Source organism: Hymenobacter fodinae, assembly GCF_004745825.1.
In the GTDB taxonomy this organism is placed as follows: domain Bacteria; phylum Bacteroidota; class Bacteroidia; order Cytophagales; family Hymenobacteraceae; genus Hymenobacter; species Hymenobacter fodinae.
Map to the genome: position 1 here is coordinate 894,404 of NZ_SRLA01000003.1, position 12,319 is coordinate 906,722.

Here is a 12,319-nt window from a genome sequence, read left to right on the forward strand (position 1 = left end):
ACGCCTCGCCAAGAAACGCTCAATACTATTCGGCCCTTACTGGCCTACGCACCGTGGTGCACGGAGTTCTTCGTTGGGATAGGCCTAGCCCTCTGGATGCAGCGCACTACCAGCAAACACCTGCCCGATATATGTTGGAGTCGTTGCGGTTGTATTTACTGGGCTCTCCACCGTGTTGTATATGGGAGTGGAAAAGCCCTTGCAACGTCTGCTAGGCGCTAGGCCGCAAGCGACAGCAGCGCCCGGCTCCTTCGCGTCCCAGCCATTGCCCAAACGCCTCCCCTGGAGTTAGCGTAGAGCAAAGGGCCTACCTTCGGGTGTTGGGGTTAGGCCCTCTGCTTTTACTTCTGTTGCGCCTATGCTGCGTTTTTTGCTTTTGGGGCTGCTGGTATTGCTCACCACCATTGCCGGAGCCCAGCAGATGAGTACGGTGAAAGGGCGCGTGCTCGATGCCCAAACGCGTAGGCCAGTGCCGTACGCCTTAGTTGGGGCAGTGGGCAACCAGCTTGGTACCAGCGCCAATGAGGAAGGGCGTTTCTCACTGAGCATTCCGCCTGAATATCAGCCGCAGGCTCTCGAAATTACCTTTATCGGGTACCGCAAGGCTACGCTGCCGCTGCCCGTGCCAGCGGAGCAGGAAGTACAGATTCTGCTGGAGCCCGCACCTACCCAGCTGGCCAACGTCACGGTGTCGGGCTCGGCATTGGGCATTGTGCGGGCAGCGGTGGCGCGCATTCCGCGCAACTTTGCTACCCGGCCCGTGCAGCTCACGGGCTTTTACCGCGAGTCGAGCAACCTGCCAGAGGGCCGCTACCTGTACCTGGCCGAAGGTGTGCTGCGGGTGCGGAAGGAATCGTACCGCACGGCCCACCCTACCGGTGGCGACGTGGAACTGGTGCAGACCCGCAAGTACGAAGCCCACGACACCAGCCGTACCCAGCTAAACTGGCAGGCTGGCCCCCTGATTCCGCACCGCTTCGACTTTGTGTACAACCGCGCCGACTTCATCAGCAAGGCCCACTACGCCGAGTACGATTACCAGATTGCCGACGTGACCACCTACAACGGGAGGCCGGTGTATGCTATTTCCTTCAAGCCTCGTTCTGCCAAAGCCAACTACCAGGGCCGGGTATTTATTGACCTCGACTCCTACGCCTTCCTGGGGGCCGAGTTTAGCCTGACGCCCGGCGGCGTGAAGCGCTACCAAGCGGGTTTTGCGGCCATGGGCGACTACGCCTACAGCCGCCGCAGCCGCCAAGTCAGCTACCAGCGCTACGCGGGCCGTTGGTACCTCAAGCGCGTGTGGGACCAAGCCGCCAGTCAGCAGCCGGGCCGGGAGTACCAACACACCAGCGAGTTTATTACCACGGCCATTGATACCGCCAAAACCCGCCGCCCAGCCTACGCCGACCGTTTCCGGCCCGACGACGTGTTTCTGCGCAATGCCGTGGCCTACGACTCTACTTTCTGGCAAAACTTTACTACCCTGGTATTGCCCCGGCAGGTAGAGCAGCAGCTCTTAGATGAGGAACGCCAGCGTAAGGCTGAGCAGCTGTTTTCTGACTCAACGGCGGCCGCAGCAGCCCAGCCCGTAGTACCCGATTCAGTGGTTCCAGCCCCTGCTCCTGCCCCGCCGGCGGCACCCCGCCGCAAAGGCTTTCTTGAACGCCTGAGCTATTCATCTAGCCTAGTGGGGATGCCGCTGCAGGTAACGGAAGGCAATTTGGCAGTGGCCTACGCGCCGGCGGGGTCCTCTTTTTCGGCTGTGGGTAGCAGCCAGCTTGAGCCCCGCAGGTTGAGCGTGGTTCCGCGTTTTGATTACCTGTTTAGGCTTAGCCCGCACTGGCAGCTGCACTATGGGGCGGGCAGCTTACGCGGAGCGCTACGGGGTGGCCTACAAGCGGCGGGGGTCCACTACCTGCAGAATCTTTCCCGAAAGCGGCGCCCGGTGTACGTGCGCGCCGGCCTCGACTACAGCCGCATTGTGCTGCGGCAGCGCCTGGGCCGCTTCAACAACCCCGATGCCGGCTTGCAGGTAAACGGCACCTCCCTCGACGCTACCCGACTGGCCGTAGGCCTACAATCCATTACCAAAGGACTAGCCCCACAGCTAGGCCTGGAAGTTAAGATTGGCAGCAACCTGTACATCTTTACCGAAGCCAGCTATTGCATTCAGACCGCCACTACCAGCGAGTTGCTGGTGGAAGAAAAGCAAGGCTTCTTCTTGAGTCGCGCTGCTGCCCGCGTCCGCCTGCCCTCGCCTGATGTGCAGGTGCGGCTAAACGAGCAAGTGCAACAGTCGGCGCCCTTTGTGCCTAGGCCACTGCTGCTGCGCATAGGCATTGCCGTGGGCGGGCACTAGGCAGTGATACACCTCGCCTGCTTTCTTAAATTTACCGTGGATTCACTCCAGTAAAAAGCCCGGCCACCTTTGCGTGAAAGGCAACCGGGCTTATTACTCGATGTTAAGTGCGGACTAATGGCCTAGGCGAAGCGCAGTTCCTCGGCTTCGAAGATGCGCTTCACTTTGCGCTTCTTCTCCACAATCTGGAAACGGGCCTTATCAGCAGCTTCATCCCAGTACACATCAGAAACCAAGCCCTGGTGCGCCGGACGGCCGGGCTCGGGGCTCACCTCCTGCACCAAGTCGCCGAAGCTGAAGGTAGGCTTTGTATAGAGCTCCTTAAACAATTCGCCGCTGACCTTGAACTGCTGCTCATCGTAGCGCAGCAGAATCCAGTCGTCGGTTTCATCAATTTTTTCAAAGACTTTGCCCAAGGGCTCCAGCCACTCAAACGTGCGGCGGTTTGCTGGGTGAATGTAACGCAGGCCGTAGTCAGGGGTCCAGGAGTACAGGCCGTAGATGACGGGTTTAGGACGGGGCACGCAGGTAAGAAGAATAGAGTAAAAACAGGAGAACAGTTACTGACAGACAGAGGTTGCACCGCCGCGAAAAACTGGCTAGTAGGCCATAAAACTACACTAACCCGGATTAGTTCGGAGTAAAATCAGGCTTTGTACGGAGCGCTTTTAGTCTCTTTAACCATAACGCCGCCCCTACCCCCGACGTTCAGTACTGTATCTGACAGCAAGGACGTGGCATGAAGAAGGAAGACATTCACCTCGGTGATATACAACGCATTTTGTTTGGTGATACCCCCGCCGAGTTCACGCTGGAAGTCATCGTTCGAACAATAATCATATACCTGATCTTTCTGGTCATCATGCGCCTGTTTGGCAAGCGCATGAACGGGCAGCTCACTATCACGGAGCTTTCCGTGATGCTCACCCTGGGGGCCATCATTGCCGTGCCCATGCAGGTGCCCAACCGGGGGCTACTGCCCGGGGCTATTCTGCTGGTTTGCGTGCTGTACTTGCAGCGGGGCCTCAACTGGTGGTCGGTGAAGCGGCGCAAGGTGGAAGTAATCGTGCAGGGCAAGGTGATCATGCTGGCCAAGAATGGGATGCTGCTCCCCGACCAACTAAAGAAGGAGCGCGTTTCGCACGAACAGCTTTTTGCAGAGCTGCGCGACCATAAAATCACTCACCTAGGCCAGGTAAAGCGGGTGTACATGGAGGCCAGTGGCACTTTCAGCGTGTATAAGCAGGAACCCGCCACTCCCAGCCTGAGTGTGCTGCCTAGCCAAGACAACGCGCTGAAGGAGGAGCAGGAAAAAGCGCCCAACCAGCGGGTCTGCGAATACTGTGGCAACCAGGCCCGCCCCGAAGACCACGCCGGCGGCCGCTGCCTCAACTGCGGGCATGAGGAGTGGATTGCAGCCGTTTGCTAGCCCGTGGCGCAGTGGCCTAGGCCTCTCCCGCAGCCAGCATATCCCTTATTCTTTTGTACTTATAGCTAGTGTATGAAACCCGAAGACTTTCAGTTGTTTGAGCCCTTGCGCGTACTGCTGGGCGATGTTCCGTGGAGCTTTCTGCTGGAGATTCTGCTGCGCGTATTATTCCTGTACGGGCTGCTTGTACTGTCTATGCGGCTAATGGGCAAGCGCATGGGCGCCCAGCTCAGCCGTAACGAAATGGCGGCGCTCGTTTCGTTGGCTGCTGCCATTGGTGTACCCATTCAGGCCCCTGACCGCGGCTTGGTAGCTCCGCTCTGTATTGCCGCCATCATTGTGATTGGCCAACGCCTGATTTCCCGCTCTACGCTGCGCAGCAAACGGTTTGAGGAGTTTTCTCAGGACGATATTGCCATTATGGTGGAAAATGGCTGCCTGCACCTCGATAAGCTGCAAGAGGCTGTGGTACCCCAGGAGGGCATATTTGCCCAGCTTCGCTCGAAAAGCATCACCCACCTAGGCCAGGTAAAGCGCCTGTACATGGAGGCCAACGGCACTTTCACGCTGCTGCCCCAGGAGCCTCCGCAGCCCGGACTGTCCCTCATCCCCGACTGGGACGAGGAGTACCGGCAAGAGCAGCCCCTGGCCCCCGACACCTTTGCCTGCAACCGGTGTGGCAATCTGTGCCACAGCAAGCAAGCTCCCACCACGCCCTGTGAGCGGTGCGGCAATACCCGATGGGTGCAAGCCATTCTCACGAAAACGGAGTGAGCTACCTAGCCTTAACGTCACATCAGCCAGCGCCTGCGTTCCTCGGAACGGGGCGCTGGTTTGTTATGGGCCACTTAGGAAGAAGGGCCAGTGGCCTACAACGAGGCTGAGCAGTATACTGTCTGGGTCACAGAATGCGGAACTGACTCGCGGCGCTAGGGTCAATTATTGCTCTGCTTACAACCCAATTCCGGTCCAATCAGTATGAGGAGGTACTGTTGAACTTCAACACGGCTTCTCTTACACAAACATGTCCGTCATCGACTCCGCTCCCACACCTATTTCTATTCCCTCTACTGACTTACAGCCCGGTATGGGGGCTATTCCCCACGCAAACGGCACCACCTTCCGGGTATGGGCTCCGGCGGCCACGGCGGTTTCGCTAGTCGGCCCATTCAACGACTGGACCGCCACCCGGCACCCCCTCCAGCATGAAACCGAGGGCTATTGGGCGGCTGACTTTCCGGGCCTGCCGCCGGGGACCGAATATAAATTTTGGCTGAAAACGCCCACCGGCGAGCTAACCCGCAACGACCCCTACGCCCGCGAAGTCACGCACTCGGCCGGCAACTCTGTGGTGCCCGACCACAGCTTTGACTGGGAGGACGACCACTTTGAGATGCCGGCCTGGAATGAGCTGGTAATCTATGAGCTGCACGTGGGCACCTTCAACGCCCCCGACCCCGACAAGCCCGGCACCTTCCTCGACGTGGTTGACCGCCTCGACTACCTGCGCGACCTGGGCATCAATGCCATTGAAATTATGCCACCCACGGAGTTTCCGGGGGGCCGCAGTTGGGGCTACAACCCAGCTCACCCCTTTGCTCTGGAAACCGACTATGGCGGGCCCCAGGCCTTCAAGGAGCTAGTAAAACAGGCCCACCGCCACGGCATTGCCGTGATTCTGGATGTAGTGTACAACCACTTTGGCCCCGGCGACCTGGACCTGTGGCAGTTTGATGGCTGGCAGGAAAATGACGGGGGCGGCATTTACTTCTACAACGACTGGCGCGCCGAAACGCCCTGGGGGCACAACCGTCCCGACTACGGCCGCGACGAGGTGCGCCGCTACATCCGCGACAATGCCATGATGTGGCTGGAAGACTACCGCGTAGATGGCTTGCGCTGCGACTCAATCTCCCACATCCGCAACGTAGATGGCTCCAGCGACCCTACCCGCGACCTGCCCGAGGGCTGGAGCCTGATGAAGTGGATCAATGAGGAAATTCAGGAGAAGATGCCCTGGAAGATTACCATTGCCGAAGACCTCCAGGGCAATGAGTACATCACTAGGCCTACTGCTGATGGCGGACAAGGCTTTGCCTCGCAGTGGGATGCCGCCTTTGTAAACATTGTGCGTGATGCGCTGGTAACGCCCGAAGATGCCGACCGCAACCTGGAAGCCGTGGCGTCCGTCATCGGCCAGACGTACAACGGCGACGCCTTCCAGCGGGTGGTATACACGGAGTCGCACGATGAGGTAGCCAATGGCAAAGCCCGCGTGACGGAGGAAATCATGCCGGGTAACGCAGCTTCCTGGTTCCCGAAGAAACGCTCGACGCTAGGAGCCGCCCTGGTGTTTACCGCTCCCGGCATCCCAATGATTTTCCAGGGCCAGACTATGCTGGCCGACGGCCACTTCTCCGACGACCAGCCCCTGGACTGGAGCCGCGCCGAGGAGCACGCCGGCTTGGTGCGCCTCTACCGCGACCTGATTCAACTGCGCCGCAACACCGCCGGCCATACCCGTGGCCTGCTAGGCCAGCACACGGAGGTGTTCCACGTCAACAACGACGACAAGGTACTGGCCTACCGGCGCTGGGCCGATGGCGAAGGTGGCCCCGGCGACACCACCATCATCCTAGCCAACTTTGCCGACCGCTCCCACGAGGCGTACACCATTGGCCTACCCAGCGGCGGCCACTGGCGCGTACGTTTCAACTCCGACTGGGAAGGCTACGATGCTGAGTTTGGCAACTTTGAAAGTGTAGACACTCAGGCGGAAGAAGGCGAGTACGATGGCTGCACCTTCCACGGCTCCTTCGGACTTGCCCCCTACTCCGTGCTGATTATTTCGCAGGAGCCAGCGTAAGTGCCATCACTTTGCTTCTACGAACAAGCCCACCCCGGTCATTTCCGGGGTGGGCTTGCTGCTTTGTGTCGGCCCTCATACTATGCGGCTTTGCGCTGCTCACCATTGGCCGGCCGCGCGGTACTACTGCCGATATAGCCAGCTTATTCGATAAGAAGCAGCAGGAAGCAGCTCAGTAACCTAGAGACAGAAAAGCCCTGTTGCTGAAGTAGTTGGCTGGGCGTTTTCTCCCTATCATCAGGAAAAGCCTTGGTTTTCCCTTTGAAACTACGTAAGCACCTCTATCTTGCCACCACTCCCACCGAACTACACGCTCATGCAAGTTCCGCTTTCCTCGCCCGAACCAATTGCCCCCGATGCCCTGCTCGTTGAAGTAGCCTGGGAAGTTTGCAATCAGGTAGGCGGCATCTACACCGTTATCCGCAGCAAAGTGCCAGCCACCGTGCAGGTGTGGGATGAGCGCTACTGCTTGCTAGGCCCGTATTTCGCCCACCAGGCCCAGGGTGAGTTTGAGCCCTATGATGACTACCAGCTGGCCACCCTCAGCGACCCATTTGCCGACGCCGTGCGGGAAATGCGCCGCCAGGGCTATGATGTGCAAATGGGCATCTGGCTCGTTACCGGCCGCCCCCGGGTGGTACTCATCAATCCGTACCAAGTCTACGACCGGCTGGGCCAGATCAAATCTGACCTCTGGCACCACCATCACATCCCTACGCCCGATAACGACGACCTGCTGCATCAGGTAGAGGCATTTGGCTATCTGGCCAAAATCTTTCTAAAGGTGCTCACCGACCAAGTAGTACCGCCCCAGCGCGTGCTAGCCCACTTCCACGAGTGGATGACGGGCGTGGCCATTCCTGATCTGCGCCGCGAGCAGGTGCCGCTGCACTTGGTGTTTACTACCCACGCCACCCTGCTAGGCCGCTACCTAGCCATGAACGACCCCAATTTCTATGACCACCTTATGCAGGTGGATTGGGCGGCTGAGGCGCGGCACTTCAACATTGAAACCGCCGTGACCATTGAGCGGGCCGCGGCGCATGGCTCGCACGTATTTACCACCGTGAGTGAGCTGACGGTGCGGGAGTGCATTTATCTGCTCGACCGGATACCTGATGCAGTGCTGCCCAACGGCCTGAACATTGAGCGGTTTGTGGCCCTGCACGAGTTTCAGAACCTGCACCAGCAGTACAAGTCGAAGATTCACGAGTTCGTGATGGCGCACTTCTTCCAGAGCTATTCCTTTGATCTGGACAAGACCCTGTACCTGTTCACGAGCGGCCGCTACGAGTACCATAACAAAGGCTTCGACCTGACGCTGGAAGCCTTGGCCCGCCTGAATTACCGTTTGCAGCAGAGTGGCCTAGAAGGGCAAGTGGTGATGTTCTTCATCACGAAGCGCCCCTTCCACAGCATCAACCCCCAGGTGTTGCAAAGCCGGGCCGTGCTCGATGAGGTGCACGCCACCGTAGAGGCCATTCAGCAGCAGGTGGGCGAGCGACTGTTCTATGCCGCCGCCGCCAGCACCGACCACCGCCTGCCCGACTTGAGCAGCATGGTGGACGACTACTGGAAACTACGCTACCGCCGCACCCTGCAGAGCTGGAAAACCACCAACCTGCCTCCGGTTATCACGCACAACCTCGTAGACGACGCAAACGACGACATTCTGGGCTTTGTGCGCCGGGCCAACCTGGTCAACAACCAGCACGACCGGGTGAAAATCGTGTATCACCCCGATTTCGTGTCGCCGACTTCTCCGCTGTTTGGTATGGAGTACGGACAGTTTGTGCGCGGCTGCCACCTGGGCATTTTCCCGAGCTACTACGAGCCCTGGGGCTACACCCCCCTGGAGTGCGCTGCCCGCGGCGTGCCGGCCATCACCTCCGACCTATCCGGCTTCGGCGACTACGTGCTGCAGAACGTGGCCAGCCACGAAGACAAAGGCATTTTTGTGGTACACCGCCAAGAGAAAAGCTTTGAGGAGTCGGCGGAAGAGCTAACGGAAATGCTCTGGCAGTTTGTGCAGCTCAACCGCCGCGAGCGAATCATGCAGCGCAACAACGTGGAAAGCTCCTCGGAGCTCTTCGACTGGAAAAACCTGCGCGTGTATTACGACCGGGCTTATGCTCTGGCGCTGGAGCGCTATTAGTCTAGTAACAGCACGTTGTCCTCAAGCAGAACGGATCTTCTCACACGGTACCGACTGGCCTAGCGCCTCGTGCTGGCGGGAGAAGATTCTTCCTGCTTGAGGGCAGCGTGCAGGCGGGTATACAACCAGTAGAAATCAGTTGCGCCAGATACAAGGTATCAGCAGCGCGTCTTCATCTATCCTTAATCAAGATTCTGCTTTTTCGCTTTATGCGTCAGACCTCCTACCTACTGTTTGTGCCTTTGCTCTTGCTCGCGGGGGCAGCCGTGGCGCAGGAGTTTTGGCTGGCGCCGGCTAGGTTTACTATTGCTCCTGGCACTGCGCTGCACATTGGGGTGTTTACGGGCGCAAACTTTCAGGGCAAGCCCTGGGCCGGTAAAGTGAAGCGGGTTACGCAGTTACTTCATCGTACCCCTACTGGCCTAGAAGACCACACCGCTGCCGCCACGGCCACCGACAGCTTGCGCACCACGCTACCCTTCACGCAGCCCGGCACCCACCTTGTAGCCCTCACTACCGACTATGCTTTTGCCGAGTTCGGTGCCGCTGATTTTACTACCTACCTGCAAGAAACTGGCCTAGGCCACGTTATAGCTTTGCGTAAACAGCGCGGTGAGGCTGATAAGCCCGGACGGGAGATCTACCAACGCTGCGCCACTACCTTGGTGCAAGTGGGCGCGCCGCTGCCCCAAGACACGGCTCGGGCTTGGAGCCGCCCGCTTGGTTTGGCAGTAGAAATTGTTCCAGAACAGAATCCCGCACTTCTCAAATCGGGAATGTCTATTACCTTGCGAGTCCTAGCTGCTGGCAAGCCACTTGCGGGCCAGTTAGTGCAAGTTTGGCAGCGCGGGGACTTCCCGAATCGCCCGCCGCTCAAACTTCGCAGCAACCAAAATGGGCGTGTACTGTTTCGACTACTAACGCCCGCAGCATATTTAGTAAGTACTGTTCAGATGAGGGAGGCTCCTGCTCATCAGCAGGCCGACTGGCAGAGCACCTGGAGCACGTTTACTTTCGCCTTCCTTCCCAAAATTAGCCGCTAATGCAGCCTTTAGTTCTCATTTTTGTCCACTAACGACTCTGCAGCGCACAAAAGTTTTTTTGTTACCTTCGCAACTCCCATAAACACCGAACGACCGCCGGTATGAAGTACTCCATAGATAAAAAAGAAACCTACACGATTATCACGATTGATGAGAAAAAGCTCGACACTACCGTCGCGCCCGATCTAAAATCGGAATTCGTGAAGCTGAATGCTGAGGGTATCAATAACCTGATCCTCGACCTCAGCAACGTGAAGTACACGGATTCGTCGGGACTCAGCTCTATTCTGATTGCCAACCGTTTGTGCAACTCCACGGGTGGTCTGCTGGTGTTAACTGGCCTGCAAGACCACGTGATGAAGCTTATCACCATTTCCAAGCTGGAGTCGGTACTGCACATTCTGCCCACCGTAGAAGAAGGTATTGACCGCATTTTCCTGCACGCCATTGAGCGCGACCTGACCAGCAAAGAATAGCTGTTCAGAAAGCTGTAGAGCTGTTGGCTGTTAGCTGTTAGTCTTTTGCTGACGGCTACCGGCCAACAGCTTTTTCTTTGTAGGCCTAGGCTCGTACCATTGGCTAGCTGAAGCCTGATTTCTTTCATCCTTAATGTACGTGGGTGGCCTAGGCCACTTGCGCCTTGCCACTTTGGATTTTGAGCTAAAAATTCTGGGTAGTGCTTCGGCCACCCCGTTTATGGACCGCCACCACACGGCCCAGGTCCTGACGGTAGGCAACACCCACTACCTGATTGACTGCGGCGAGGACACCCAGCGCCGCCTGATGGAGCAGAAAATCCGGCATCAGCGCATCCACACCATCTTCATCAGCCACCTCCACGGCGACCATTTTTTCGGGTTGTTCGGGCTGTTGGGCACCATGCACCTGAACGGGCGCACCGAGCCGCTGCAACTGTTCGGCCCGGCCGGCCTCGATGAGGTGCTGACTACCCAGTTTCGCCATTCGGCCACTCACCTCAATTTCGAGCTGGAGTTTACCGCAGTGGACACCACCCAGCACGCGCTGGTGTATGAGGACAAGTACCTGACCGTGCACAGCCTGCCCATGCGGCACCGCATTCCGTGCTGCGGCTACTTGTTCCGGGAGAAGCCTAAACGCCGCCGGCTGCTTCCTGAGTTGCTTCCGCCTGGCCTCAACCCGACTCAACTTCATGCTTTGACGTTGGGTGAAGATGTGCTGGCTGACAATGGCGAGCTACTGGTCAGCAATGCAGCCGTAACCACTGAGCCCAAGCGTGCCCGCAGCTACGCCTACTGCTCCGATACGCTCTATACCGAAAGCCTGGCCGACTTGGTGCGCGGCGTGGATCTACTTTACCATGAGGCTACGTTCATGGACGATATGCGCGAGCGGGCGCACACCACGCACCACTCCACGGCGCGGCAGGCCGGTCTACTGGCGCGGCGCGCCGAAGTACACCGGCTGCTGATTGGGCACTTCTCCTCCCGCTACCGCGACCTACAGCCCTTGCTGGCCGAAGCCAAAACCATGTTTGAGTGGACAGAGCTGGCCATTGAGGGCCTTACCATTCACTTAGCGGAATAAGAAGCCTTCAGGACTAAACGAACCGGCGCCTAAGCAGTTCTTAGCTGGCTCATTGCCGGGCACAGGCCTAGGCCACCCAGTACCCTTTTTGCCGGCTCAGTTTTCTCCTCCTCTCTCTTTTGCGCGCATGCCTACCCCCTTTACCCACAAAAAGCAGCAGCTTTACCTCGTGCTCAGCGGCATTTTCATTGTTAATGCGCTGCTAGCGGAAATTATTGGGGTGAAGATTTTCTCCCTGGAGCCCCTCATCGGCCGCCCCGATAACCTGACGGCGGGCGTACTCATCTGGCCGGTGGTGTTCGTGACCACCGACATCATCAATGAGTACTTCGGCAAGGAGGGTGTGCTGCGCGTGAGCTACCTCACAGTGGCGCTCATCCTGTTCGCGTTTATCGTCATTTATGCCACTACCAAGCTGCCACCAGCCGCTTTCTGGCTCGACGTGAACAAGACCGATGATGCCGGCCGGCCCTTCAACATCGACTACGCCTACCAGAGCATTTTTCGGCAGGGCCTAGGCATTATTGCGGGCTCCATCACGGCGTTTGGTATTGGGCAGCTGCTCGATGCCACGGTGTTCCAACTGCTACGCCGCGCCACTAAGGGACGCTTCGTGTGGCTGCGCGCCACTGGCTCCACGCTGGTTTCTCAGCTCGTTGATTCTTTCGTGGTGCTGTACGTGGCCTTCTACTTGTTCGGCAACTGGACGCTAGACCAAGTGCTGAGCGTGGCAAACACCAATTACTGGTATAAATTTGCGGCGGCTATCCTGCTCACGCCGGTAATCTATCTGGCCCATTTCCTTATTGACCGCTACCTAGGCCAGGAGGAAACAGTAGAGCTGCAGCAAGAAGCTGCCGCCGACGTGAGTGTATAGCAAATAGCTGCTCTTAATAAA

General features: G+C 58.1%; 10 protein-coding genes. 9 read left to right on the forward strand and 1 reads right to left on the reverse strand.

Features of this window, described 5'->3' with window-relative positions:
- The first annotated feature begins 358 nt into the window (after nt 1–358).
- Nucleotides 359–2,362: a carboxypeptidase-like regulatory domain-containing protein gene (locus EU556_RS17590; RefSeq protein ID WP_135435424.1), complete on the forward strand. Its 2,004-nt coding sequence runs from the start codon at nt 359–361 to the stop codon at nt 2,360–2,362.
- A gap of 122 nt (nt 2,363–2,484) precedes the next feature.
- Here EU556_RS17590 and EU556_RS17595 read toward each other — a convergent pair whose 3' ends face one another.
- Nucleotides 2,485–2,886, reverse strand: a complete 402-nt coding sequence (locus EU556_RS17595) for a DUF6960 family protein (RefSeq protein ID WP_135435425.1) — start codon at nt 2,884–2,886, stop codon at nt 2,485–2,487.
- Between the two features lie 215 nt (nt 2,887–3,101).
- Between EU556_RS17595 and EU556_RS17600 the strand changes: the two genes are divergently transcribed.
- The 8 genes from EU556_RS17600 (at nt 3,102) to EU556_RS17635 (ending at nt 12,298) form a co-directional block, all read left to right on the forward strand.
- Nucleotides 3,102–3,791 carry a DUF421 domain-containing protein gene (locus tag EU556_RS17600; protein WP_135435426.1) on the forward strand — a complete coding sequence of 230 codons (690 nt, stop codon included), beginning with the start codon at nt 3,102–3,104 and terminating at the stop codon, nt 3,789–3,791.
- 72 nt (nt 3,792–3,863) lie between these two features.
- The gene (locus tag EU556_RS17605) at nt 3,864–4,565 is read left to right on the forward strand and encodes a DUF421 domain-containing protein (RefSeq protein WP_135435427.1); all 702 of its coding nucleotides are present in this window, start codon (nt 3,864–3,866) and stop codon (nt 4,563–4,565) included.
- 250 nt (nt 4,566–4,815) lie between these two features.
- Nucleotides 4,816–6,657, forward strand: coding sequence for an alpha-amylase family glycosyl hydrolase (locus tag EU556_RS17610; RefSeq protein WP_245327752.1), 1,842 nt, complete (start codon nt 4,816–4,818; stop codon nt 6,655–6,657).
- Between the two features lie 316 nt (nt 6,658–6,973).
- Nucleotides 6,974–8,812 (forward strand): glycosyltransferase, encoded by a 1,839-nt coding sequence (locus EU556_RS17615; RefSeq protein WP_135435428.1) that lies wholly within the window; start codon nt 6,974–6,976, stop codon nt 8,810–8,812.
- 209 nt (nt 8,813–9,021) lie between these two features.
- On the forward strand, nt 9,022–9,855 hold the full coding sequence (locus EU556_RS17620; protein ID WP_135435429.1) for a DUF4198 domain-containing protein: 834 nt from the start codon (nt 9,022–9,024) through the stop codon (nt 9,853–9,855).
- 101 nt (nt 9,856–9,956) lie between these two features.
- Nucleotides 9,957–10,331, forward strand: coding sequence for an STAS domain-containing protein (locus EU556_RS17625; RefSeq protein WP_044002696.1), 375 nt, complete (start codon nt 9,957–9,959; stop codon nt 10,329–10,331).
- A gap of 157 nt (nt 10,332–10,488) precedes the next feature.
- Nucleotides 10,489–11,421, forward strand: coding sequence for a ribonuclease Z (locus tag EU556_RS17630; RefSeq protein ID WP_262709661.1), 933 nt, complete (start codon nt 10,489–10,491; stop codon nt 11,419–11,421).
- 127 nt (nt 11,422–11,548) lie between these two features.
- Complete coding sequence (locus EU556_RS17635; RefSeq protein WP_135435430.1) at nt 11,549–12,298, forward strand: queuosine precursor transporter; 750 nt, start codon at nt 11,549–11,551, stop codon at nt 12,296–12,298.
- Nucleotides 12,299–12,319 lie beyond the last annotated feature (21 nt).

Bases quoted from the DNA above. Each gene is read 5' to 3' on its own strand.
- EU556_RS17590 (WP_135435424.1), top strand. From the start codon at position 359: ATGCTGCGTTTTTTGCTTTTGGGGCTGCTGGTATTGCTCACCACCATT.
- EU556_RS17600 (WP_135435426.1), top strand. From the start codon at position 3,102: ATGAAGAAGGAAGACATTCACCTCGGTGATATACAACGCATTTTGTTT.
- EU556_RS17605 (WP_135435427.1), top strand. From the start codon at position 3,864: ATGAAACCCGAAGACTTTCAGTTGTTTGAGCCCTTGCGCGTACTGCTG.
- EU556_RS17610 (WP_245327752.1), top strand. From the start codon at position 4,816: ATGTCCGTCATCGACTCCGCTCCCACACCTATTTCTATTCCCTCTACT.
- EU556_RS17615 (WP_135435428.1), top strand. From the start codon at position 6,974: ATGCAAGTTCCGCTTTCCTCGCCCGAACCAATTGCCCCCGATGCCCTG.
- EU556_RS17620 (WP_135435429.1), top strand. From the start codon at position 9,022: ATGCGTCAGACCTCCTACCTACTGTTTGTGCCTTTGCTCTTGCTCGCG.
- EU556_RS17625 (WP_044002696.1), top strand. From the start codon at position 9,957: ATGAAGTACTCCATAGATAAAAAAGAAACCTACACGATTATCACGATT.
- EU556_RS17635 (WP_135435430.1), top strand. From the start codon at position 11,549: ATGCCTACCCCCTTTACCCACAAAAAGCAGCAGCTTTACCTCGTGCTC.